Raw genomic sequence first — 25,723 nt, 5'->3', positions numbered from 1 at the left:
ATGAGCCGAGTATATCAGTTGGCACCTTCTATTTTATCCGCAGACTTCAACCGTCTCGGAGAACAGATCCAAAGGGTAGAGAAAGCAGAGTGCCGGTGGCTTCATATCGATATTATGGATGGAATGTTTGTACCATCCATTTCGTTTGGAATGCCGGTGGTAAAGTCGATCCGAAAAGAAAGCAGTCTGTATTTTGATGTTCATATGATGGTAAAGGACCCGGAGCGGTACGTAGAAGAATTTCAAAGCTGCGGGGCGGATATGATCACGGTTCACGCGGAGGCATGCCGCGATCTGGCAGAAACCGTGAAAAAGATTCATGAAACAGGCGCAGATGCCGGAGTTGCCGTAAATCCGGATACGCCGCTTTCTGCGGTTACGGACGTGATGGATCAGGTAGAAATGATTCTGATTATGAGCGTTTATCCTGGCTTCGGCGGCCAGAAGTATATCCCGGAGTCGACGGAGAGAATCCGTACGCTCCGCAGAATGCTGGATGAAAAGGGACTGGAGCATGTGCACATTCAGGTCGATGGCGGCATCAACCGCGCGACCATCGATGAAGTCCTTGCGGCAGGTGCCAACATCATCGTGGCAGGCTCTGCTGTATTTGGCAGCAACATCGAGCAGAACGTGCGCGAGCTGCAGGAAAAAATTTCTTCATACAGCAAAAAGGCAGAATAAGATACAAAAAGACAGAAAAAAGAGGCAGGGAAACGTGAGAACATGTATTATTTCGGGAGGGATGATCGAACCGGATTTTGCCTTCCCATATCTTCAGAAACAGCAGTTTGATATTATCCTGGCAGCAGACCGGGGACTGGAGTTCTGCTACCATTACCAGATTATGCCGACGTATATTCTGGGAGATTTTGACAGTTTATCTCCGGAGATTTTAAATTATTACAAGGAGAACCATGTCGCACCGATCCGGGAATTTAATCCCATGAAGGACAATACGGACACGGACATCGCATTTCAGCAGGCGATTGTTCTGGGAAGCAGTGAAATCACGATCCTCGGAGCAACAGGGGGAAGACTCGACCATTTCTTAAGTATTGTGCAGAACCTGAAAACGGCATGGGAGAAGAAAATTCCGGCTTACATCGTAGACAGCCGCAATCTGATTACGATTCCGGTGGAAACTTCGTTTGAAATCCGGAAAGAAGAGCAGTTCGGAAAGTACGTTTCGTTCTTCCCGCTGGAAAAGGAAGTCGCATCCATCACCCTGGAGGGCTTCGCCTACCCGCTCGACCATCACTGTCTGCCGAATACTTCGGGTGGTCTGTGCGTGAGCAATGAGATCGTCGAGGAGACCGCGCATGTATCGTACGAGGGCGGCATTCTTCTGATGGTACAGTCAAGAGATTAAAATCCATTGAAATCAAAGAGCCCGTGTGCTATAATTTATAGTTGCATTGGGCTCTTTTTGTGCATAAAAAGAACCCGAACAGAAAAAGAAGCGAAAAATAAAAACAAAGGAGATATAGATTACTATGAAATTAGGTATCGTGGGCCTTCCGAACGTCGGAAAAAGTACACTTTTCAATTCCCTGACCAAAGCAGGAGCAGAGAGCGCAAACTATCCGTTCTGTACCATTGACCCGAATGTCGGCATCGTGCCGGTTCCGGACAAGCGTCTGCAGCAGCTCGGAGATTTCTATCAGTCCAAGAAAGTAACACCGGCTGTCATCGAGTTCGTTGACATCGCAGGTCTTGTAAAAGGTGCATCCAAAGGAGAGGGACTTGGAAACCAGTTCCTTGCCAATATCCGTGAGGTAGACGCTATCGTTCACGTTGTCAGATGCTTCGAGGATCCGAACGTTATCCACGTAGACGGCAGCATTGATCCGCTCCGTGATATCGAGACCATCGACCTTGAGCTGATCTTCGCCGACCTTGAGGTACTCGAGCGCCGTATTTCCAAAACTGCAAAATCTGCAAGAATGGACAAAGAGGCAGCAAAAGAGCTCGAATTCCAGGAGCGTCTGAAAAAACTGCTCGAGGACGGAAAAGATGCCATCCTGATGGAGCTGCAGAACGAGGACGAGGAGAAATGGATCGCAGAGTACAACCTGCTGACCAGTAAACCGGTCATCTACGCAGCAAACGTAGCAGAGGATGATCTCGCTGACGACGGTGCAAACAACTCCTATGTACAGTCCGTCCGCGAATATGCAAAAGAGCACAACAGCGAAGTATTCGTCATCTGCGCCGAGATCGAGGCAGAAATCTCCGAACTCGAAGAGGATGAGAAAAAAATGTTCCTCGAGGATCTTGGTCTTACCGAGTCCGGCCTGGAAAAACTGATCGCAGCAAGCTACCGTCTGCTCGGCCTCATGAGCTTCCTTACAGCAGGAGAGGATGAGACCCGTGCATGGACCATCAAAGTCGGAACAAAAGCACCGCAGGCAGCCGGAAAAATCCACACCGATTTCGAGCGCGGATTCATCAAAGCCGAGGTTGTCAATTATCAGGATCTGCTCGACTGCGGTTCCTACGCAGGAGCAAGAGAGAAAGGCCTTGTGCGTATGGAAGGAAAAGATTACATTGTCCGCGACGGCGATGTCATCCTGTTCCGTTTCAACGTTTGATAAGTAATAATAAGAGAGAATATAAGTTATGGATATGGAAATTAATTTTCCCAATCTCGGGATCTATCTCGACCATGTGGGAAAAAACATCAGTATTTTCGGATTTTCCATTGCCTATTACGGCATCGTGATCGTAACCGGTATGATGATTGCGATCTGGATTGCCCAAAGAGAGGCAAAGCGAACGGGGCAGAACCCGGAGCAGTACCTCGATCTTGCGATGATCGGCATCGCAGCCGGTATTCTCGGGGCACGGATTTACTACGTTATATTTGCCTGGGACTATTATAAGGATGATCTTTTGAGTATTTTCAACATCCGCCAAGGCGGACTTGCCATCTACGGCGGCATCATCGGTGCCTGCATTGCGGTGGTGATTTACAGCAGAAAGAAGAAACAGAACTTCAGCCTTCTGATGGATACCGCGAGCATGAGCATCGTGTTCGGTCAGATTATGGGACGGTGGGGAAACTTCTTTAACCGTGAGGCATTCGGTGACTACACTAACAACCTGTTTGCAATGCAGCTTCCGGTTTCCGCGGTCCGTGCCAATGAAATCACACAGAAAATGTGGGATCATGTGGTGACGGTAAACGGCGTCGAGTATATTCAGGTGCATCCCACCTTTTTATATGAAAGTTTATGGAATGTGGGTGTCTTGCTTTTTCTTTTCTGGTTTCGGAAAAGAAAAAAATTTAACGGCGAAGTGTTCCTGATGTATCTGATAGGATACGGCCTTGGAAGAATCTGGATCGAGGGACTCCGCACCGACCAGCTTCTGCTTCCGGTGGTGGGACTTCCGGTTTCCCAGCTCCTTTCGGGGTGCCTTGTGGTGGGATGTACCATCCTGGTGGTATGGAAACGAAAAAAATTATCATCCGGTGGGGAGACAGCCCATTCTTAAGGATAAAACCAGTGAAAAAAACAGAATAAAAATACAGAAAAGGGGAAAACCGGCAAAAAAGGTTTTCTCTTTTTTGATACAAAATTGGTATAAAAAAGGCGGAAAATGCGCATAAAAATGTTGCATTTTGGGGAAAATCTTAAAAATGAAATAGAAAAAAGACCTTGCTATTTTCCCTGAGTTGATATAGAATAAAAATATAAGTGGTAGAAAGTGGTGAAAAGTGGTGCGTTGTGGAGCGGATGTGGCAGTCTGGCTGCGGCGCGATACATGAAGTGGTGCGTGGGGAGACCGCCATTTCAGGTGATAAGAGGGTTTTCATTATGTTCATGGGAGAGTACAGTCATACGATTGACGCGAAGGGAAGATTGATCATACCGTCCAAGTTCAGAGAACAGCTGGGAGAAGAGTTTGTACTGACGAAGGGATTGGACGGATGCCTTTCCATTTACCCAAACGACGAATGGGCTGCCTTTGAAGAGAAGCTGAGAGCCTTACCACTTACAAACAAAAACGCCAGAACTTTTTCCCGTTTCTTTGTAGCAGGTGCTACGTCATGTGAACTGGACAAGCAGGGGAGGATTCTCGTACCGGCAACGCTGCGGGAATTTGCTGGTCTGGAAAAAGATGTAGTCCTTACCGGAAATATCAACCGGATTGAAATCTGGAGCAAGGAAAAATGGAACGAAAACAGCAATTATGATGATATGGATGCCATCGCCGAATCAATGGAAGAGATGGGCATTGTGATCTGATCTGTTTCGTTGGGATACAGGAGATGACCATGGAATTTTCGCATACATCAGTATTACTGAATGAAACCATTGAAAACCTTAAGATAAAACCGGACGGAATCTACGTGGACGGGACGTTGGGAGGCGCTGGACATTCCAGTCATATATGTGAGCGCTTATCTGCCACGGGGAGATTAATAGGCATAGATCAGGACGAAGCTGCGATAGCTGCTGCGGGTAAACGCCTGGAACCATTTCAGAACCAGGTCACGATTATCCGCAGCAATTATTGCGATATGGTTCCGCGTCTTGCCGAAATCGGAGTCACCGGGGTAGACGGAATCCTGCTGGATCTTGGAGTTTCATCCTATCAGCTGGATAATGCAGAGCGTGGATTCACATACCGTGAGGATGTTCCGCTGGATATGCGGATGGATCAGAGAAATGCTCTTTCCGCGTACGAAGTCGTGAACGATTACAGTGAAGAGAATCTTTCGCGTATTCTCCATGAATATGGAGAAGAGCGTTTTGCAAGAAAAATTGCACACAATATATGCGTAAGCCGGCAGCAGGCGCCGATTCGAACAACTGGGGAGTTAATCGAAATCATCAAGCGCTCGATTCCGGCAAAAATAAGGGCGACGGGCGGCCATCCGGCCAAGAGAACCTTTCAGGCAATCCGTATCGAAGTGAACCAGGAACTTACCGTTCTGTCGGAGTCACTGGACGGCATGATTGATCTCTTAAATGACGGTGGAAGACTTTGTGTCATCACCTTTCATTCTCTGGAAGACCGTATCGTAAAAAACATTTTCAGAAAAAACGAGCATCCATGTACGTGTCCGCCGGAATTTCCGGTCTGTGTATGCGGAAAGAAGTCCAAGGGAACCGTAGTAACTCGGAAACCGATCTTGCCGGGAGAAGAGGAAATGGAAACAAATCCCCGTTCCAAGAGCGCAAAACTGCGCGTCTTTGAACGAAAAGTGTGACGGCTCGGCACGAAGGAGACAGAGAAGTTATGGCCAGACGGGCAGATGGAAGGGTAAATTCGACAGATAGAACGAAACGTTATACGCCAGATACGTTTGAGGACGGAAGTGCGGTACGGCGTCTTGCAGCACAGCCGCAGGAAGCACCAAAAGAAGCACGGCCTCTGAAATCGGGTGTGAGCAGCCAGACAAGAAGAAACCGGGCACGGGCGACACAGATCAGCGCGGGCTACGCTGTTTTTCTTGCCATTGTCTGCACACTGTGTATCGCGGCGTGTGTTGCGTATGTCAAGTTGCAGACCGTGGTTACCACGCAGGCGGAAGACATTACCAGCAAAGAAAAAGAATTGAGCGATCTGAAGGCGGACAATGACGCCTATTACAATACAACGGTTGCCTCCGAAGATCTTGAGGCAGTCAAAGAAGCAGCACAGAACCGGCTCGGCATGAAATATGCAGATGAGTCCCAGGTAATTTATTTCGATGATTCAGAAAACAGCTATGTGAGACAGTATCAGGATGTTCCGGATGCGAAATAGGTGAAAACGTGAGTAAACAGAAAAAAAATAAAAAACGAAGCGGGGCATTCCGGAGACGGAAGACAAGTGGGCGTATGAGCAGAAAACTGGTAGCACTCTTTTTGGGAGTGATACTGGTTTTTGTTGCTTTAGCGATTGACATTACGTATGTGAATGCCACAAAGGGAGAAAAATACGAAAGACAGGTTTTAAGCCAGACGCAGCAGTCCTACGACAGCAGGACAATTCCATTCCAGCGGGGAAGTATCACCGACCGGAACGGAACGATTCTGGCAACGAGTGAGAAGGTTTACAACGTTATTCTCGACTGTAAACTTGCCAATACGACGGTAAAAGATGAAGAAAAGAACGATACCCATCCGTACGTCGATCCGACCGTAGCAGCACTGGTTGAATACTTCGGACTCGACGAGACGGATATCCGGGATCGTCTGACCGGCGAAACGACAAAAGAAAGCCAGTACCAGGTTCTCGCCAGAGAGGTCTCGATGGACGCGAAAAAAGCGTTTGAGGCCTATGTGGACGAGTACGCGGACAAAAAGAACAAGGAGCTCGATGAGAACGAGCAGGCGGAAAAAGCATACCGTGCCAACATCCGCGGCGTCTGGTTCGAGGAATCCTACCACAGAACGTATCCGTTAAATTCACTTGCCTGCGATCTGATCGGCTTTACGTATTCAGGAGACACGGCAGACTGGGGAATCGAAGGGTATTATTCCAGTATCTTAAATGGCGTGAATGGCCGCCAGTTCGGCTATTACAACGAAGATGCGGATATGGAACAGACGATCATCGAGGCACAGCCGGGCAAAAACGTGGTTACGACGATTGATGTAAATATTCAGAAGATCATCCGCACGGCGATCGAGAATTACAATGAGCGGATTCATGTCCAGAACGGCGCGGACGAATCGGACACTGAGACGAACCGTCAGACAAAAGCGGCAAAGAATATCGGCGTTGTCGTGATGGATCCGAACAATGGAGAGATTCTTGGTATGGATTCTTCCGACTGGTATGACCTGAACAATCCAAGAGATCTGACACCGTTCTATTCGCAGGAAGAAATTGATGCGATGAACGATAACGAGACAATGGAGGCTTTGAGTGCCATCTGGAAAAACTACTGTATTTCCGATGCATATGAGCCAGGTTCCACGGCAAAACCGATGAACGTGGCGGCGGCATATTCCCTCGATGTAATCGATGATGATACCCTGTTTGACTGTGAGGGGTTTGAGACGATTGCAGGGCAGATGATCCGCTGCGGAGCTTATCCGGGAACACATGGCGTACAGACACCGGCCGATGTACTGAAAAACTCCTGCAACGCTGGTATGATGCAGATCGGACAGAAGATGGGAGCAGCGGAATTTCTCCGCTATCAGGATATTTTCGGTTTCGGCAGTCTGACAGGAATTGACCTGCCGGGTGAGGCGTACGGCCTGGTTCACACGGAGGATACCATGGGACCGACCGAGCTTGCAACGAGTACATTCGGACAGGGCTATACCGTGACGATGGTACAGCAGGCAGCTGCGTTTTCCTCTCTGATCAACGGAGGCAATTATTACCAGCCGCATGTGATGAAGACGATCACGGACAGCACAGGAGCTGTTGTTGAGAGCAATGAGCCGAATCTGGTGCGTCAGACGGTTTCCGCGGAAATCAGCGATAAAATGAGAAGTTTCCTCCAGGGAGTCGTGACCGATGGAAGCGGCCAGAGTGCAAAGGTTGCCGGTTACACGATGGGAGGAAAAACAGGTACTGCACAGAAGTATCCGCGAGGCAATGGAAAATATCTCGTTTCCTTTATCGGATTTGCACCGGTAGAAAACCCGAAAGCTGTTGTTTACGCGATTGTGGACGAGCCGGATGTAGAAAATCAGGCGAACAGTGTGCTGGCACAGGAGATCGTAAAAGAGATCTACACAGAACTGCTGCCGTATTTGAACGTATTCCCGGATGATACGGACGGTGTGACGGGCGAAGGCTCCGAGACCGGAACGGATGATCCAAACGTAGCGGCACCGGTACAGGAAGACGATACGGAAAACAGTGCTGAAAACAGCAATATCGAGAACGGCGGTCTGACAAACGCCGAGCTGGATCTCATCAATGAAGAGTAAAAAAACATAAAAAACAAAAGACATAACCCCATAGCAGTTTCCATATAGTGTTATCATAATGGATTCGGCTATGGGGTATTCTATGCGTAAAAACAAAACGTATCACCGGAAAAAGACGGTTCTTCTGTGGGTACTCTGCATGGGAATGATGGTCGGACTTGCCGGGCGGCTGGTGTATCTGTGTGTGTTCCGGTCCGTCTATTATTCCGAGAAGGCGGATGATCTGCACGAGCGGGAGCGCGGGATCAAGGCGGCGCGCGGCCGGATTCTTGATGCAAACGGGGAAGTTCTCGCGGCAAACCGCACGGTCTGTACGATTTCCGTGATCCACAGCCAGATTGAGGAGCCGGAGGCGGTGATTGCGATGCTGGTAAAAGAGCTTGGAATTTCGGAGGAGACGGCGCGGAAACGCGTGGAGAAGCGGTCTTCAATCGAGCGTGTCAAGACGAATGTGGACAAGGAGACGGGTGATACCATCCGGTCGTACGGATACGCGGGGGTAAAAGTGGATGAGGATTTCAAGCGGTATTACCCTAAAGGGAAGCTGGCGTCGCGCGTTATCGGCTTCACCGGAGGCGATAATCAGGGCATCATCGGACTGGAGGTGGAATATGAGGAAATTTTAAAAGGAATCAACGGAAAAATCCTGACGACAACGGATGCGCGCGGGATTGAGCAGAACGGCATCGGGGAGAGCCGCCAGGAGCCGGTGGCGGGAAGGGACTTAAAGGTCAGCCTGGATGTCAATATCCAGGCGTACTGCCAGCAGGCAGCGGAAAAGGCGATGGCAGAAAAACAGGCGGACAGCGTCTCGATTCTTCTTATGAATCCGCAGAACGGAGAAATCTATGCCTGTGTCAATGTGCCGGAGTTCGACCTCAACGATCCGTTCACGCTGCAGCAGGATACAACGGGACTTTCGGAAAAAGAAATTCAGGATCTGCTGAACCAGATGTGGCGGAATGCCTGCATCAACGATACGTACGAGCCGGGATCTACCTTTAAGATCATCACGATGTCGGCGGGACTTTCGGAGGGCGTTGTGTCGCCGAACGATTCGTTTTTCTGTCCCGGCTACAAAATCGTGGAGGACCGCCGGATCCACTGCCACAAGCGGACGGGACACGGAGCCGAAAACTTCGTGCAGGGCGCGCAGAACTCGTGCAACCCGGTGTTCATTGAAGTGGGGCTGCGGCTCGGTGTGGAAAAGTTCTGTGATTACTTCCGGAATTTCGGCCTGATGGAAAAGACGGGGATCGATCTGCCGGGCGAGGCATCGACGATTATGCACAAGGAGGAAAACATCGGAGAGGTTGAGCTTGCGACGATGGCATTCGGCCAGTCCTTCCAGATCACGCCGATCCGCCTGGCGGCGACGGTCTCTGCGCTCGTCAACGGCGGAAAAATGGTGACGCCGCATGTCGCAACGGATGTGCTCGATGAAGAAGGAAATGTTGTAAAGCATCTGAATTTTCCGGAAAAAGAAGGGGTTCTTTCGGAAGAAACTTCCAGGACGGTGCGCGAAATTCTGGAAAGCGTCGTTTCAGAAGGGTCTGGAAAGAATGCGTACCTCGAGGGATATTCCATCGGCGGAAAGACGGCAACTTCGCAGACACTTCCGCGGAGCGCCAACCGCTATATTTCCTCATTCCTCGGCTTCACCCCGGCGGAGCATCCGACGGTGCTGGGGCTTTGCATTATCCGCAATCCGCAGGGCGTCTACTACGGCGGAACGATCTGCGCGCCGGTGATCCGCGATATCTTTTCCAATGTACTTCCGTATCTCGGTATTGGACACAATTCTCAGGAAACCTGAGAATTGTGTCCTTCGCAGCCCTCATTTAAAGTTTTGCTTCGCAAAAGGAGGGCTGCTCACACCTGAATCACTTTCTTACGCAGCGAAACAGCAAGTGTTTCACTGCTGAGCGAACCGTAACTTGGATTATAAAAGAAGGTTGCGAAACAGAACAAAAAGCTATATACTGAATAGGCTGGAGAAAATATTTTGACATGCCTGTTCCGTACACAATCCGTACAAAAAGGAAGAGGTGCGTCTATGAAAAGAGAAATGATCCTGCCGGTTCTTCTTTCCTTTGGCATCAGCCTGGCGCTGGGGCCGGTTCTGATCCCGTTTCTGCGAAAAGTCAAAGCGGGGCAGAAGGAGCGGGAAGAGGGTGTGCCGAGCCACCAGAAAAAAGCGGGAACCCCGACGATGGGCGGCGTGATGTTTCTGGCGGCGTTTACCGCAGTTTCCCTCCTTTTCCGGAAAGAGGGAGCGGAAGTGGTTCCGGTGCTGTTTCTGACGCTTGGTTTTGGCCTGATCGGCTTTCTCGATGACTATCTGAAAGTCGTGCTGCACCGCAGCGACGGGCTGTACCCGAAGCAGAAAATGGCACTGCAGGCAGTGATTACAGCAGTCTTTCTGTGGTATTTGGCGCGTTTTTCCGGAATTTCCCTCCGGATGCGCATTCCGTTCCTTCCAGGCAAAGAGCTGGACGCAGGGATTTTTACGATTCCGTTTCTCGCCTTTGTGATTCTTGGAACGGTCAACGGTGTCAACTTTACCGACGGCCTTGACGGACTGGCGGCGAGTGTGACGATTTTAAATGCTGTTTTCTTTTCCGTGGCATCGATCGGCCTCGGAAACGGTGTTTCCCCGTCCCCGCTTGCGGTTATCGGGAGTCTGCTGGGGTTTCTGGTATTCAATGTATTTCCTGCCCGCGTCTTTATGGGCGATACCGGAAGTCTGGCACTCGGCGGTTTCGTCTCGGGAATGGCGTGTTTCTTACGTCTCCCCTTATTTCTGCCGCTTGTGGGATTCATTTATATGATGGAGATTCTCTCTGTGATCCTGCAGGTGTCATTCTTCAAACTGACGAAGGGAAAACGGATCTTCAAGATGACGCCGATCCATCACCATTTCGAGCTGATGGGCTGGTCGGAGACACAGATTGTGACGGTGTTTGCTACAATCACAGCGATACTATGCCTGATCGCATTGATGGGGCTTTAAAATATGGAGGTAATCAAACATGATTTTCGCAGGAAAAAAAGTACTGGTTTTCGGAACCGGAAAGAGTGGAATTGCAGCGGAGGAGCTGCTGCACAAGAAAGGTGCTTCTGTCGTTCTTTACGATGGAAATGACAAACTCGAAAAAGAAGAAATCTTAAAAAAATTAGAGAGCCGTGACAGCGTGGAAGTTGTCTTAGGCGAGCTCCCGGAGGAGATGCTCGACAGCCTTGATCTTGTCGTTTTAAGCCCGGGCGTTCCGACGGATCTGCCGGTTGTCCTTAAAATGAAAGAAAAAGAGATCCCGGTCATCGGTGAAGTGGAGCTGGCGTATCAGGTAAGCCGCGGAAAAGTGCTTGCGATTACCGGTACTAACGGAAAGACCACCACAACATCGCTGCTCGGCGAGATCATGAAAGCATATCAGCCGGAAGTAAAAGTGGTCGGAAACATCGGAACCCCGTACACATCCGCGGCACTCGACACGACAGATGATACCGTAACGGTTGCCGAGATCAGCAGCTTCCAGCTGGAAACCATCAAAGAGTTCCATCCGGCGGCAAGTGCGATCACAAACATTACCGAGGATCATCTGAACCGCCATCACACGATGGAAGAGTATATCCGCGTGAAAGAGTGTATCACCGAAAATCAGACGATGGATGATCTCTGTGTGCTGAATTATGAGGACGAAATCCTGCGCCCGTTCGGCGAAAAACTGATGGCAGAGAAGAAAGTACAGGTGATGTACTTCTCGAGTCTGCGTGCGTTAAAGGACGGCATCTATTATCAGGACGGCGAAATCCGCATTGCAAAGAACGGCGAGACGGAGCTTCTGACCAGAACCGACGACTTAAAACTGCTCGGCCTACATAATTTTGAAAACGTCATGGTTGCTTCTGCAATGGCACTTCATGCAGGCGTGCCGATGGAAACTGTCCGCAAAGTCATTCAGGAGTTTGCAGGGGTAGAGCACCGCATCGAGTATGTCTGCGAGAAGGACGGCGTGGCATATTACAACGATTCCAAGGGAACGAATCCGGATGCGGCCATCAAAGGCATCCAGGCGATGAACCGCCCGACTCTGCTGATCGGCGGCGGCTACGACAAGCAGTCCACCTACGAAGAGTGGATTCAGGCATTCGATGGAAAGGTACGTTTCCTGGTTTTGATCGGAGATACGAAAGAGAAGATCGCAAAAGCGGCAAGAAGCGTCGGATTCAACGACATTATCATGGCAGACAACTTAAAAGAAGCCGTACAGATCTGTCACGACAAGGCAAATGCAGGGGATGCGGTTCTTCTTTCCCCGGCCTGCGCAAGCTGGGATCAGTTTAAGAGCTATGAGCAGCGCGGTGAGCTGTTTAAGGAGTACGTAAGAGCACTGTAAAAACGTCATATCAGGAAACTATCCCGCATAAGCTGAAAAAGAGCGAACGGCGGGTGTGGCGCGGATGCGGAAGGAAAAAGAGAAAAAAATAGATGGGACGCTGCTGGTGACGGTATGGATTCTGCTTGGCCTTGGCCTTGTGATTCTGTACAGCGCCAGCGCGTATAACGGCCGGGTCAGATTCCATGACCCGGCTTATTATTTCAAGAAGCAGCTCTTTGCAAGTGCGCTCGGTGTGATCGGTATGTATGCGGTTGCAAAAATAGATTACCGGCGGCTGTTTGCACTGGCACCGTGGTTTTATGCGGCTTCCCTTGCGCTCTCGACGGCGGTGCTCTTTTTCGGAAGTGAGTACAACGGCTCGAAGCGGTGGTTAAAGCTTGGCCCCTTATCGTTCCAGCCCTCGGAATTTGCCAAGATGGCGGTGATTCTCTTCCTGCCCTGGGTGATGGAGCACACGAAAGGCCGGTCCGACAGTCTCTGGTTTATGACAAAGGCGGTGCTGTGCACCCTGCCGATTGCAGCGCTTGTCGGAAGCAATAACTTAAGTACGGCGATTATTTTGCTCGGAATCTGTGCATTTCTGATCTTTATTTCACATCCGGGCTACCTGCCGTTTCTCGGAATCGGAGGCGCCGGCATCGGGTTTATTGCCGTTTTTCTGATGATGGAGAGCTACCGCCTCGAACGCCTTGCCATCTGGCGCAACCCGGAGGCGTACGAGAAGGGGTTCCAGACCATTCAGGGACTCTATGCGATCGGCAGCGGGAGAATCTTTGGCTGCGGGCTTGGAAAAGGCCTGCAGAAGCTTGGCTTTGTGCCGGAAGCGCAGAATGATATGATCTTTTCGATTATCTGTGAGGAGGGCGGACTGTTCGGCGCCTGCCTGGTGATCGCCGTGTTTGCGGTGCTGATCTGGCGCTTGATGGTTATTTCGATCCATGCGCGGGATCTTGGCGGAGCACTGATTGCGGGCGGAATTATGGGGCATATTGCGCTTCAGGTGATTCTGAACATCGCGGTTGTGACAAATACGATTCCGAATACCGGCATTACGCTGCCTTTTATCAGTTACGGCGGCACCTCCGTGTTGTTTCTGCTCGGCGAGATGGGGCTTGCCCTGTCGGTCTCGAGGGACACCGATTAAAAAGGCGGAAAAGCGCTGCAGAACGGGAACAAAACGGGAGTGTAATGCATACCGTAAAAAGAGAGGCCGGATGGGAGAGAACAGGTGGGAGTATATCAGATTCTCGGCGGAAGGCGGCTTTGCGGAACGGTAACAGTCCAGGGTTCCAAAAATGCCGTTCTTCCCATGATCGCGGCGGCGGTTCTGACAAAAGAGGAGGTCGTGCTGGAAGGCTGCCCGAAGATTTCCGATGTGGAGGATATGGCGGAGATTGTAAGAAGCCTTGGCGGAACAGTCTGGTGGGAGAGGAATGCGCTCCACCTGAACTGTGAAAAGATCGAAAAAAGCCGTGTGGAGGGAGCGCTTTCGAAGAGACTGCGCGCCTCTCTTTTGTTTCTGGGAAGTCTTCTTGCAAGGACAGGGGAGGCATACCTTGCAGGGGCCGGCGGCTGCCGGATCGGAAAGCGGCCGACGGACCTGCATCAGAGGGCAATGGAGCTTCTGGGAGCCGAGGTCTTCGAGGAGGACGGCACCATTCGGGCAAAGGCAGATCATCCGAAAGGAGCCGTGCTCTGCTTTCCGAAAAAGAGTGTCGGGGCGACGGAAAATGCGGTTCTTTTTGCTGTCGGAGCGGAAGGTGCAACAAGGCTGGAGCACTGTGCGCGGGAGCCGGAAGTGGTTCATCTCTGCCGGTTTCTTAAGGCCATGGGAGCGGAGATTACCGGCGAGGGGACGGAGCAGATTACCGTTTACGGAAGGCAGGGAAAGAGACTGCTGTCCGGCTGCCGGTATCGTGTTCCGGGTGACCGGATCGCGGCAGGGACGTATCTTCTGATGGGCGCGGCGACGCGGGGGCACCTGACGCTTTCCGGCGCGCCGCTGGACGAAATGGGGGCGGTTCTGTCCCTCTATCAGAAAATAGGTGGACAATATACAAGGAAGAGTGGTACACTGGTAGCAGACAGCAAAAACGTGCAGCATGCTGTTCCGTACGTGGAGACAGAGGAATATCCCGGTTTTCCGACGGATCTGCAGTCGCTGTATCTGGCGGCAGCGATGACGCTGGAAGGAAAGAGCTGTATCTGTGAAAATGTATTTGAGGACCGCCTCCGGACGGCAGAGGAGCTGCAGAAAATGGGCGGTACGCTGCAGATCTGCGGAAAATGGCTGACGGCCGAAAAAAGCCGTCTGCACGGTGCAGAAGTTGTTTCCCAGGATCTTCGGGGCGGCGCGGCACTCGTATCGGCGGCGCTTGCCGCAGAAGGATTTTCCACAATCCGGCAGACAGAACTGATTGAGCGGGGGTATGAACGGTTTCCAGAAACGCTCCGGGAACTCGGAGCCAAGATTATCGTAGAAAAAGAAATATGAGACAGAAAAAAAACAGAAAAAAGAAGAAAAACAGAAAAATACGGATTCTGACCGGGGTGGTGCTTGGCGTCGGCCTTGCAGGTGCCTTGTTTTTTAATGTGTTCAAAATCCGCAATATCCAGGTGGCGGGGAACACCCGGTATACAAAAGATGAAATCAAAGAGATGGTCGCGGACGACAAGTGGATGAAAAACACGGTGCTTCTTACGACGTTTCATTCGAAGGTTGATATGAGCGATATTCCTTTTATGAACTCCGTGGAGTTTACGTTTGTAAGCTATGACACCATCTGCATCCAGGTAAATGAGAAAAAAGTGGTCGGTTATGTCGAGTACGAAGGCCAGAAGGTCTATTTTGACAAGAACGGCATCGTGCTGGAGTGCGTGGACGAGGAGCAGGAAACACCTGCGGAGGGTGAGCCTTCCGACGGAACCGCCTCCGATGGAACGAGTGCGGATGGATCTCTTACGAGTGAGTCGCTTGCATCCGAAAGCGTATCATCCGATGGCACAGCATCCGAAAGCAGTACGTCCGACGGTGCGCTCTCGGCGGATACGATTAAAAGTGCACGTGTGACAACGACAGACTTTCAGCCGACCCTTTCCGATGTTCCGCTTGTAACAGGACTTACGTTTGACTATGTGACCGTGAACAAGCAGCTCCCGGTTGAAAAACCGGCAGTTTTCCGCACCATGCTCGCACTTACGAGAATGACGGAGAAATACAATATCACGCCGGACAGTGTGGAATTTAATGAGAACAGCGAAATTATTCTGCATTACTATGATACCGTGCGGATTCTGCTTGGAACCGATACGGCGTTAGAAGAAAAGATGACGCGCGTAGCAGCAATCCTGCCGAGCCTTTCCGGTCTTTCCGGAGAACTCCATATGGAGGATTACAAGGACGGCGACAGCAGCTTTGTCTTCTCGAAAGATGTATAAGAGGAAAGGAAAGCCGTCAAAAAAACGCAATAATCCTGAATTTTTTATGAAATACGAAAAAAACAGTTGATTATTTTCCGAAGAAATTATATTATATCTTTATGTATGACCATCAGAATATCAGACTATTTTGAGATAGACAGCAGTTCATAATCAAAAGGAGGAAGTTGAAATTGTTAGAGATCATGACAAATGAGGCAGAATCATCTGCAAAGATTATCGTAATCGGTGTAGGTGGTGCAGGAAATAATGCTGTAAATAGAATGGTGGAGGAATCCATCGGCGGCGTTGAATTCGTTGGAATCAACACCGATAAACAGGCGCTGACCCTCTGTAAGGCACCTACCATTCTCCAGATCGGCGAGAAGCTGACCAAGGGACTGGGCGCAGGAGCAAAACCTGAGGTTGGAGAGAAAGCAGCCGAGGAGAGCATCGAAGAGCTCAAACAGATCATGGAAGGCGCTGATATGGTATTCGTCACCTGCGGTATGGGCGGCGGAACCGGAACAGGTGCAGCACCGGTTGTAGCAGGCGTTGCAAAAGAAATGGGCATTCTGACTGTCGGCGTTGTAACAAAACCGTTCAAATTCGAGGCAAGAACCCGTATGAGCAATGCGCTGATGGGAATCGAAAAACTCGAGGAAAACGTAGATACCCTGATCGTGATCCCGAACGACAAACTTCTTGAAATCGTAGACCGCCGGACAACCATGCCGGAGGCATTAAAGAAAGCAGACGAGGTTCTGCAGCAGGCCGTACAGGGCATCACAGACCTGATCAACCTGCCGGCACTCATCAACCTCGACTTCGCAGATGTTCAGACCGTTATGACCGACAAGGGTATCGCCCACATCGGTATCGGCGAGGCAAAGGGCGACGACAAAGCGCTCGAGGCTGTACAGCAGGCTGTTTCCAGTCCGCTGCTTGAGACCACCATCGAGGGTGCAAGCCACGTTATCATCAACATTTCCGGAGATATCTCCCTTATGGATGCAAACGATGCTGCAAGTTACGTACAGAATCTGGCTGGAGAGGATGCAAACATCATCTTCGGTGCTATGTATGATGATTCTGTTACCGATACAGCGAAGATCACCGTTATCGCAACAGGTCTCAACGATGCAACGGCGAAACAGGCAAGCGTATCCCGCAAAGAGCCGGCAGATGCAAGAAAGAGCGCATTTTCCAGCAGCAGCTTCTCTGCACAGGCAGCCGCTCCGGTACACACTGCTCCGAAAGCTTCCGCTCCGGTACAGCCGCAGCCACAGGTTCAGGTGCAGCCGCAGGTACAGGCTCAGCAGACCATGACAAGCAATGTTCCGAAAAAGGACATCCAGATCCCGGATTTCTTAAGAAACCGCAGATAAGCAAAGAATAATAAGCAAATAACGAATTTACCTCGACACGCCGCAGACCGAAAATGTTGCGGCGTGTCGAAGTTTGTTGATCAAAAAAGAAGGTCATTCTTCCGAAAACGACAAAAAATTCACCCCCTTCCGTCTATAATAGGGTCTGTTAGAAATTCAGACCATGCAAAAGGCGCAGGGGGTGTTTTTTTGCACTATGAGATCTTTCTGGATCTTCTCTTTGCAGAGAATCTTCTGCTGAATTATACTATTCTGCGCCTTTCCTCCTTTCTTCTGAAACGATCTGCCACGCGAAGAAGGAGTTTTGCGGCAGCCGCGCTCGGCGCCGGTTATGCGGTGCTGTATGCCGTGTTTGCACGGTATCTGCCGGGTGCGCTGCTCGCCCTGGTCGGAATCGGAATTACAACAGGGATGGTGAAATCTGGCTGCAGAATCACGACAGTACGGGATCTTGTGGTGGGAATGGCAGGCTATATACTGTCCGGTTTTCTGATCGGCAGTGCATACCGCCTGTTCCGGGAGCTGATGCCGGGAAGGGGAATTTTTCTTTTTCTTCTTTCCGGGAGTGCCGCATATGCGGGAACACTCCTCCTGCTGAAGATCCGAAAGGAGATACTCCTGGAACACGCCAGGCAGGTTACGGTACAGCTTGTGCAGAATGGGAAATGGAAAAAAGTAAAAGGACTGTACGACACGGGCAATACTTTGCGGGATGCCACAACCAAAAAGCCGGTCTCGGTCGTACCGTACACTGTGATACTCGAATTGTTCCCGGACGAAATGCGGACAGGGATTGCGGCGCTTGCAAGGCACGAGACGGTGCCGGAGCCGGAACGGCTTCTTGCGCTGCAGCCCCGTTACATACCGTTTCGCGGACTGGAAGGCCGGGGCTTTCTGCCGGTGATCCGGATCTCGGAAATGATTCTTGTGACAGAACATACAGCCAGGCACATAAGCGGACCGCTGATTGCGCTTGGCGGAGAAAATAGTTCATCTCCCAGGGGCTATGAAATAATTTTGCATCCAGATCTCATGGAAGGACAGGAGGAATGAAGTATGCTGCAGGCTGCACTGCCAAACGGATTCCGGCTTCGTATGCTGCCGCGGTCCGTGCCGGCTGTATTTCGTCAGACAGGGGAAATTTTTTATATCGGGGGCACAGATGTTCTCCCGGCGCCTTTGGAAGGACAGGAGGAGGCCGATGCGATTGCGGGGCTTTCCGATCCGGAAAACGAGACGGCAAGGAGCGAGCTGATCGAACACAACCTGCGTCTCGTCGTCTACATTGCACAGAAATTTGATAATACAGGAGTTGGTGTGGAGGATCTGATTTCGATTGGAACCATCGGCCTCATCAAGGCAATTAACACGTTCAATCCGGAAAAAAAGATCAAGCTTGCCACGTACGCGTCCCGGTGCATTGAGAACGAGATTCTGATGTATCTGCGGAGAAATAACAAGACACGGATGGAGGTCTCGATCGATGAGCCGCTCAATGTAGACTGGGATGGAAATGAGCTTCTTTTGTCGGATATCCTCGGAACGGAGGAGGATGTGATCTATCAGGGGCTCGAGCAGGAGGCGGAACATCGCGTGCTGGGAAGCGCAATCAGCAAGCTCTCTGAGCGGGAGCAGGTGATTGTGAAGCTCCGGTTCGGCATCAATATGCCGGAGGGACGGGAGAAAACGCAGAAAGAAGTCGCGGATCTTCTCGGGATTTCCCAGTCGTATATCTCGCGGCTGGAAAAACGGATTATGAAGCGGCTGCGGAAAGAGATTGCGCGGTATGAATAGAGCATAAAAATGCCCTGCCCGGAGGAAAAACCATTGTTTTGGTCCCGGGCAGGACATGATTTGCTGCTTGTTTTAAGAAATGATCGTTTTATCGTGTTTCAAAACGGCATACGCTGCAGGCGTGCGGAGCAAGAGAAGCAGAAAAACCGCCGTTTAAAGAAAGTGCTTTACCGCTCCAGAGTTCTTTCGCCGCAACAGACTCCAGTGGGCAGTCTGCATCGGCAAGTGTGGAAGAAACCGTCTGCGGTGCATCCGAAAGATTAAAAAGTGCAACGTAGGTTGTTCCGGTTGTGTCATCCTTTGCATACCACACAGCTTCATTGTCTGTACGCGTGATCTGATGCGGACGAACGGACGGAGGCAGCATCGCGAGAATATCCGTGTTCGTAAGAAGTGCCAGTGTATCGTCATCGAGAAGCGTCATTTCGGCACCGAGCATCAGTGGAGAGCCGAAGAGACACCAGAGTGTCATCATCGTTTTCTGCTCATCCGGGGTAAAATACGTATGATGTTCTGTAGCAAAACCTTTTCCGAGTTCGCCAAGCGGCAGCATATCACAGTCCGGATAACAGCCGGCAGAGACGTGGCTCTGCCAGAGCTCGCAACGCTGGAACATATCCTTTAACTGTGCCCAGTTGTCCCAGAAATCATCGGTGATGCGCCAGAGATTCGCGTGCTTTTCATAGAACCATGCTTTCTCTATGAGCGCAGGTCCCGGAGACAGAGAGAGGACGATCGGCCGTCCGCATTTTTGGATGGCATTCGAGAGCATCTCGATCTCATGCGCAGCTGCAAACGGATTTTTGTGCATGTTGGTATTACAGATATCATCGCATTTAATGTAATCAACACCCCAGGAAGCGTAGAGCTCCAGCAGGGAATCATAGTAAAGCTGTCCTTCCGGAAGATCGCGTACACCGTACATATCCGGATTCCAGCCGCAGATGACCGTAGGATCGGCAACGTGTTCAGCACCAAGAGAACTGTTCTTGATCTTTCCGTGATGATGTGCAGCGATTCGCGGAATACCGCGCATGATGTGAATTCCGAATTTCAGCCCCAGACTGTGTACATAGTCGGCAAGTGGTTTAAAGCCGGAACCGTCTGCAGAAGATGGAAAACGTTCGGGATCCGGCAGCAGACGGGAGTATTCGTCCATTTCCAGTTCAGAGAATGGAATATACTGATACCGGTCGCGCATGGAACCGGCCTTTTTTGCATACCACTGGATATCCACTACAATATACTCCCAGCCATATGCTTTTAAGTGCTTTGCCATATAGTCGGCATTTGCCTTTACCGCAGCCTCGTCCACGGTTGTATCATAGTAATCGTAGCTGTTCCAGCCCATCGGTGGGGTTGGTGCACATGTATTTTTGTTTGTCAGATGCATAAGAAAAAACTCCTTTCTAAAGCAATGCTTGTTTTTTTCTGATAAGAAAAGTATAATAAAGGACATAGTGCAAAACAAGAAGACAAACCGGATAAAAGAGGTAATTTTTTGATGGAAGATCTGATCGGAGTATATGGAATCCTGGATCTGGATCACTGGCCGAACGCTCCGTTTTTGCTGCTGGACGGCGGGGTGGAAAAGAGATGGAAGGAACCGTATGCATTTCATAATACAGACCGCGGAACATATTCCGGATGGCTGATGCAGTATACGCTTTCGGGAACAGGATGGTTTGAAAAAAACGGAAAAACGTATGAAATGCGTCCCGGGAGAGGATTTTTGTGTCAGATTCCGGAGAATAGCAGATATTATCTGCATCCGGAATCCGAAGAACCATGGATTTTTCTGTATTTTCATTTTCGTGGAAGTGCAGTGTCCTATGCGGCAGAACGACTGTTTGAAAAAACAGGAGATGTTTTTTATGCGGATGCAGATAGCGAGCCAATTCGGACTGCACTGCAGATGCATCGAAAACTGAAAAACGGTTACCGGTCGGAACCGTATGAATGCGGTGTGTTTTTGTATCAGTTTTTTTGTTCTCTTCTGCGGGAGGTACAGCGTCCGGAGCGGAAGCAGACACATTTTTTTGTTCGGGAAGCGATACGGCAGATGGATACCGACTGCGCATCTGTGCAGGGGATTGAACAGCTGGCAGAACAGAGCCGGGTTTCCTTTGCCCATTTTACGAGATGCTTCCGGGAGGAAACAGGCGTTTCTCCCATGCAGTATCTTCAGGAAGCGAGAATTCGCAAAGCGATGACGCTGCTCTTGAATACCGGAAAGAGTGTGGAAGAGATTGCAGCAGAAACCGGATTTTCCAGTGGAAACTATTTTGGAAAAGTATTCCGTCACCATATGGGAATCTCGCCGTCGGCATACCGGAAAGAACGGCAGAACGGTGCTGTCTGAAGTTTTGGTTTTGTACGAAGATGTACTTGCGGAGAAATTCCGGGAGTATGGAAGAAAAAAGGGAGGAACAAAAAGAAATGGAACGAGAAACATTCCAATCGCGCCTTGGCTTTCTTCTGCTTTCGGCAGGATGTGCCATCGGCATCGGAAATGTATGGAAATTTCCGTATATGGTAGGAAACAACGGAGGCGGCATTTTCGTGCTGTTTTACCTGCTGTTCCTTGCCATCATGGGAGTTCCGATTCTGTCGATGGAGCTTGCCATCGGAAGAGGAAGCAAAAAGAGTACCGTGCGCGCGTATGGGGAACTGGAAAAGAAAGGGCAGAAGTGGCATATCCACGGATACGTTGCCCTCATCGGAAACTATCTGCTGATGATGTTCTACACCGTCGTTGCAGGCTGGATGCTGTACTATTTCTACAGCTTTTTAATCGGAAAATTCAGCGGCCTGACAGGCGACGCCGTAACCGGAAAATTCAACGAGATGCTTTCATCTCCGTCGATTCTTGTCATTACCATGCTGATTATTACAATTGCAGGCTTTCTGATCTGTTCGGTGGGTCTGCAGAACGGCGTGGAGCGTGTTACAAAGGTGATGATGATCGTGTTGATGGTCATCATGATTTTCCTTGCGGTTTACAGCTTTACGATGCCGGGTGCCAAAGAGGGACTGAAATTCTATCTGGTGCCGGATATGCAGCAGATCGAACAGGTGGGACTGTTCCACATTATCACAAACGCGATGAGCCAGGCATTTTTTACGCTGAGCCTTGGTATCGGCGCGATGCTGATTTTCGGCAGCTACTTAAACGGCGGAAAATCCCTGCTCGGCGAGGCAGTCAGCATTGCAGCGCTCGATACGTTTGTAGCGATTACCGCAGGCCTCATCATTTTCCCGGCGTGCTTCTCCTACAACGTACAGCCGGACAGCGGCCCGAAGCTGATCTTTATGACGCTGCCGCACATTTTCACCTCGATGAAGGGCGGACGGATTTTCGGAAGCTTCTTCTTCCTGTTCCTGTTCTTTGCGGCGCTGTCTACCATCATCGCTGTATTTGAGAATATCATGTGCTGTTTTTCTGAGATTTTCGGCGTTTCCAGAAAACAGTCAGCCATCATCAACTGCATTCTGGTGATCTTAGGATCCCTGCCGTGTGCACTCGGCTACAATGTGTGGTCCGGATTCCAGCCGCTCGGCGCAGGAAGCACCGTTCTTGATCTTGAGGACTTTATCGTCAGCAACCTTCTGCTGCCGGTCGGCTCTCTGATTTACCTTCTGTTCTGTACTTCAAAATGGGGCTGGGGCTTCAAAAACTACCAGGCAGAGGCAAATAAGGGCGGGGGCCTGAAAGTGCCGGACTGGGTACGGGTTTATCTTTCTTATATTCTGCCGTTGCTGCTTCTGGTATTAATTGTCCAGGGACTGATCGGATAAGACAGGAACAAAAAGGTCAATATCAGACGAAAAAAAGATAAGAAAAGAACTGGAAAAAAAGCCAGGAATACGAGATAATAAAAGACAAGAGACCAGAACAGGTGCCGGGACCCGGAAGTATCAGGTGTCCCGGCACTTGTCGGATCAGAAAGGATACAGGAGAAAGGGGAACAAAATGGGAAAATTTACACCACTGGATTTCAACAAATATGCAGCACTGGCCCGTCAGGCAGCGGCAGAAGGCTGTGTACTTCTGAAAAACGAAAATGAGGCACTCCCGCTTCGAAAAGGAGACAAAGTGGCTGTTTTCGGAAGAATTGCATTCCACTATTATAAGAGCGGACTTGGCTCCGGCGGTCTTGTCAATACGAAATACGTTGTCGGTATTCTGGATGCCTTAAAAGAAGAAAAAGACATTACACTCGACGAGAATCTTCTTGGAACATACGAAAAATGGATCGAGAAAAATCCGTACGACGAAGGACAGGGCTGGGGCAAGGTGCCGTGGTCCCAAAAAGAGATGGAGCTGACCGACGAGATCGTGGAGAGTGCAAAAGGCGCCGATGCAGCCATCGTTGTTGTAGGCCGTACCGCAGGTGAGGATCAGGACAACAAAAATGAGGCAGGCAGCTATCTCTTAACCGATACTGAAAAAGAGATGGTAGAAAAAGTCAGCAAAGCATTTGCAAGAACAATCGTTGTGCTGAACGTCGGAAATATTATCGACATGAAATGGGTGAAAGAGTGCAATCCGGCAGCTGTTCTCTATGTATGGCAGGGTGGTCAGGAAGGCGGAAACGGTGTTGCCGATGTACTGATGGGAAGAGTCAATCCGTGCGGTAAGCTGACCGACACGATTGCAGAGAATATCGAGGACTATCCGTCCCAAAGCTGCTTCGGCGATCTGACCCGCAATGAGTACAAAGAGGATATCTACGTCGGATACCGCTACTTTGAGACCTTTGCAAAAGAGAAAGTATTGTATCCGTTCGGTTTTGGTCTTTCCTATACGACATTTGCCGTGACCGCAGAGGCAGAAGAGAAAGATGTTGACAATGTAACCGTGACGGCAACCGTTGAAAATACCGGCAAAACGGATGGTAAAGAGGTTGTTCAGGTTTATGTAAAAGCTCCGCAGGGTGTTCTTGGAAAACCATCCCGCGCACTCGTCGGTTTTGCAAAGACCGGTGTTCTTGCACCAGGCGCAAAAGAGACGCTGACGATCGATGTGACCAAAGAGAGCTTTGCATCCTACGATGACAGCGGTGCAACCGGCCACAAATCCTGCTACGTACTCGAAGAGGGCAGTTATGAGTTCTACGTCGGAAGCGATGTCAGAAGCGCAGCCTTTGCCGGTGCATACGAGCAGCCGTTCAAAGTGGTTGAGATCCTGACCGAGGCTATGGCTCCGGTAGAAGCATTTGAGCGCATGAAAGCTGTTCCGGGCGAAGACGGAACGTTAAAACCGGGATATGAGGCAGCTCCTCTGCGCACCGTAGATCCGATCGAGCGCATGAAAGAAAACCGCATGGAGCCGATCACCTATACCGGTGACAAAGGCTACAAGCTCGGTGATGTCCTGGATAAGAAAGTAACGATGGAAGAGTTCGTGGCACAGCTTTCCGATGAAGATCTGATCTGCATCTTCCGCGGCGAGGGCATGTGCAGCCCGAAGGTTACTCCGGGAACCGCAGCAGCATTCGGCGGCCTGACACCGGAACTGCAGGAATTCGGTATTCCGGCAGCCTGCTGTACCGACGGCCCGTCCGGACTCCGCTTTGACTGCGGAACGAGAGCCTTCTCCATGCCGAACGGAACCCTGCTTGGCTGTACGTTTGACCTTCCGCTGGTAGAAGATCTGTACGAGATGGCAGGACGCGAGATGAGACAGAACCGTGTCGATGCCTTGCTCGGACCTGGTATGAATATTCACAGAAACCCGCTGAACGGCCGTAACTTTGAGTATATCTCCGAGGATCCGTACCTGACCGGATGGATCAGTGCCGTACAGATTCTTGGTATGGAAAAATCCGATGTAACCGGAACCATCAAACATTTCTGTGCAAATAACCAGGAGTCCAACCGACATCATGTGGACGCCGTTGTTTCCGAGCGTGCCCTGCGTGAAATCTATCTGAAGGGATATGAAATCGCAGTCAAAGAAGGCGGCGCAAGATCCATCATGAGCACTTACGGACCGGTCAACGGCATCTGGACTGCAGGAAATTACGATCTTCTGACCACGATTCTGCGCGGCGAGTGGAACTACGACGGCTTCGTTATGACTGACTGGTGGGCAATGTCAAACCGTGAGGGATATGAAGCAACCAAAACAACCCATGCACCGATGGTATCTGCCGGAAACGATGTCTTCATGGTATGCACCGACTGCTCCGATATGGGACAGGACGATGTGAAAGAGGCACTGGAAAACGGCGAGATCACAAGAGGCGACCTGCAGAGAAATGCGATGAATGTCCTGCATTTCATCCTTGGAACTCCAAGCATCTTACGGTTCCTGGACCGCATCAGCGAGGAAGAGAAAGAAGCACAGGAGCAGATGGGCGACAACGATTTCGTTGCAGCAGATCTTGTAACATACGAGGCAGATCCGGCAACGGGAGATGTTGTGATTGACGCATCCGCATGGAACACGAAAAAAGGAAACAGTGAAGTATGCGGTGTTACGATTCTGGCTGACAAGATGGGAACGTACGATATCGAAATCGAGATGAAATCCGATCTGGAAGACCTCGCACAGCTGCCGGTAACCGTGTACATCGACAATATCGTAAAAACTATGATCAGCATCCGCGGAACAAAAGGTGAGTGGATCAAAGAGACGAGAGACCTTGGCTTCTTCTTCGGCCCGAACCACTACCTGAAGCTGTACTTCGGCGCAAATGGTCTGGAGCTTGGAAAGATCCGCCTGAAGTTAAGAGAAGGCATGGAAGTACTGAGCAAACACGAGGAATAAATAAAAAAAGAAATACAGAGAAAAACCGGAACCCGGGAGCCGCTGTTTGAAAGCGGT

Annotated in this window: 21 protein-coding genes; 20 read left to right on the top strand and 1 reads right to left on the bottom strand. The window is 50.3% G+C overall.

The features are described 5' to 3' along the window. The 17 genes from rpe to sigE all read left to right on the top strand — a co-directional run bounded on the left by rpe (position 1) and on the right by sigE (position 18,891). A complete protein-coding gene (rpe, locus tag DXD02_RS09045; protein WP_022463156.1) occupies positions 1-684 on the top strand; it encodes a ribulose-phosphate 3-epimerase in 684 nt (227 codons plus the stop codon). Between the two features lie 34 nt (positions 685-718). Beyond that, positions 719-1,372, top strand: a complete 654-nt coding sequence (locus DXD02_RS09040) for a thiamine diphosphokinase (protein ID WP_147398326.1) — start codon at positions 719-721, stop codon at positions 1,370-1,372. Positions 1,373-1,496: 124 nt separating this feature from the next. Then, a complete protein-coding gene (ychF, locus tag DXD02_RS09035; protein WP_022461456.1) occupies positions 1,497-2,594 on the top strand; it encodes a redox-regulated ATPase YchF in 1,098 nt (365 codons plus the stop codon). Between the two features lie 28 nt (positions 2,595-2,622). Further along, complete coding sequence (gene lgt, locus DXD02_RS09030) at positions 2,623-3,498, top strand: prolipoprotein diacylglyceryl transferase (protein ID WP_022461071.1); 876 nt, start codon at positions 2,623-2,625, stop codon at positions 3,496-3,498. A gap of 323 nt (positions 3,499-3,821) precedes the next feature. Beyond that, positions 3,822-4,253: a division/cell wall cluster transcriptional repressor MraZ gene (gene mraZ / locus DXD02_RS09025; protein WP_022461070.1), complete on the top strand. Its 432-nt coding sequence runs from the start codon at positions 3,822-3,824 to the stop codon at positions 4,251-4,253. 29 nt (positions 4,254-4,282) lie between these two features. Then, entirely contained in the window at positions 4,283-5,221 is a 939-nt protein-coding gene (gene rsmH / locus DXD02_RS09020) for a 16S rRNA (cytosine(1402)-N(4))-methyltransferase RsmH (protein WP_022461069.1), read from the top strand. Between the two features lie 29 nt (positions 5,222-5,250). Beyond that, a complete protein-coding gene (locus DXD02_RS09015) occupies positions 5,251-5,760 on the top strand; it encodes a hypothetical protein (protein WP_022461068.1) in 510 nt (169 codons plus the stop codon). A 74-nt stretch (positions 5,761-5,834) separates the two neighbouring features. After that, entirely contained in the window at positions 5,835-7,889 is a 2,055-nt protein-coding gene (locus tag DXD02_RS09010) for a peptidoglycan D,D-transpeptidase FtsI family protein (RefSeq protein WP_118666746.1), read from the top strand. An 82-nt stretch (positions 7,890-7,971) separates the two neighbouring features. Next, positions 7,972-9,705 carry a peptidoglycan D,D-transpeptidase FtsI family protein gene (locus tag DXD02_RS09005; RefSeq protein ID WP_118640307.1) on the top strand — a complete coding sequence of 578 codons (1,734 nt, stop codon included), beginning with the start codon at positions 7,972-7,974 and terminating at the stop codon, positions 9,703-9,705. Between the two features lie 240 nt (positions 9,706-9,945). Continuing rightward, complete coding sequence (gene mraY, locus DXD02_RS09000) at positions 9,946-10,902, top strand: phospho-N-acetylmuramoyl-pentapeptide-transferase (RefSeq protein WP_055226954.1); 957 nt, start codon at positions 9,946-9,948, stop codon at positions 10,900-10,902. Positions 10,903-10,921: 19 nt separating this feature from the next. Continuing rightward, positions 10,922-12,289, top strand: coding sequence for a UDP-N-acetylmuramoyl-L-alanine--D-glutamate ligase (murD, locus tag DXD02_RS08995; protein WP_117509642.1), 1,368 nt, complete (start codon positions 10,922-10,924; stop codon positions 12,287-12,289). A gap of 64 nt (positions 12,290-12,353) precedes the next feature. After that, a complete protein-coding gene (locus DXD02_RS08990; protein WP_117509641.1) occupies positions 12,354-13,436 on the top strand; it encodes an FtsW/RodA/SpoVE family cell cycle protein in 1,083 nt (360 codons plus the stop codon). Between the two features lie 84 nt (positions 13,437-13,520). Then, positions 13,521-14,786: a UDP-N-acetylglucosamine 1-carboxyvinyltransferase gene (gene murA, locus DXD02_RS08985; protein WP_117804198.1), complete on the top strand. Its 1,266-nt coding sequence runs from the start codon at positions 13,521-13,523 to the stop codon at positions 14,784-14,786. Continuing rightward, on the top strand, positions 14,783-15,730 hold the full coding sequence (locus tag DXD02_RS08980; RefSeq protein ID WP_117760483.1) for a cell division protein FtsQ/DivIB: 948 nt from the start codon (positions 14,783-14,785) through the stop codon (positions 15,728-15,730). Before murA ends, DXD02_RS08980 begins: the two co-directional genes overlap by 4 nt. 185 nt (positions 15,731-15,915) lie before the next feature. Then, entirely contained in the window at positions 15,916-17,097 is a 1,182-nt protein-coding gene (gene ftsZ, locus DXD02_RS08975) for a cell division protein FtsZ (protein WP_055219889.1), read from the top strand. A gap of 189 nt (positions 17,098-17,286) precedes the next feature. Next, a complete protein-coding gene (locus DXD02_RS08970) occupies positions 17,287-18,150 on the top strand; it encodes a sigma-E processing peptidase SpoIIGA (protein WP_055265761.1) in 864 nt (287 codons plus the stop codon). 42 nt (positions 18,151-18,192) lie between these two features. Next, positions 18,193-18,891: an RNA polymerase sporulation sigma factor SigE gene (gene sigE / locus DXD02_RS08965; RefSeq protein ID WP_330377007.1), complete on the top strand. Its 699-nt coding sequence runs from the start codon at positions 18,193-18,195 to the stop codon at positions 18,889-18,891. Positions 18,892-18,979: 88 nt separating this feature from the next. Here sigE and DXD02_RS08960 read toward each other — a convergent pair whose 3' ends face one another. Further along, a complete protein-coding gene (locus tag DXD02_RS08960) occupies positions 18,980-20,284 on the bottom strand; it encodes a glycoside hydrolase family 27 protein (RefSeq protein WP_117801959.1) in 1,305 nt (434 codons plus the stop codon). Positions 20,285-20,395: 111 nt separating this feature from the next. Between DXD02_RS08960 and DXD02_RS08955 the strand changes: the two genes are divergently transcribed. From DXD02_RS08955 to DXD02_RS08945, 3 genes are all read left to right on the top strand, one after another. Beyond that, entirely contained in the window at positions 20,396-21,253 is an 858-nt protein-coding gene (locus DXD02_RS08955) for an AraC family transcriptional regulator (protein ID WP_117509636.1), read from the top strand. Positions 21,254-21,330: 77 nt separating this feature from the next. Beyond that, positions 21,331-22,689, top strand: coding sequence for a sodium-dependent transporter (locus DXD02_RS08950; RefSeq protein WP_055226948.1), 1,359 nt, complete (start codon positions 21,331-21,333; stop codon positions 22,687-22,689). A gap of 175 nt (positions 22,690-22,864) precedes the next feature. Next, on the top strand, positions 22,865-25,666 hold the full coding sequence (locus tag DXD02_RS08945; RefSeq protein WP_117804196.1) for a glycoside hydrolase family 3 protein: 2,802 nt from the start codon (positions 22,865-22,867) through the stop codon (positions 25,664-25,666). Positions 25,667-25,723: the final 57 nt, after the last annotated feature.

This window comes from Blautia sp. TF10-30, from assembly GCF_003481245.1.
In the GTDB taxonomy this organism is placed as follows: Bacteria; Bacillota; Clostridia; order Lachnospirales; family Lachnospiraceae; genus Fusicatenibacter; species Fusicatenibacter saccharivorans.
This window is presented reverse-complemented; position numbering and strand designations above follow the sequence as displayed.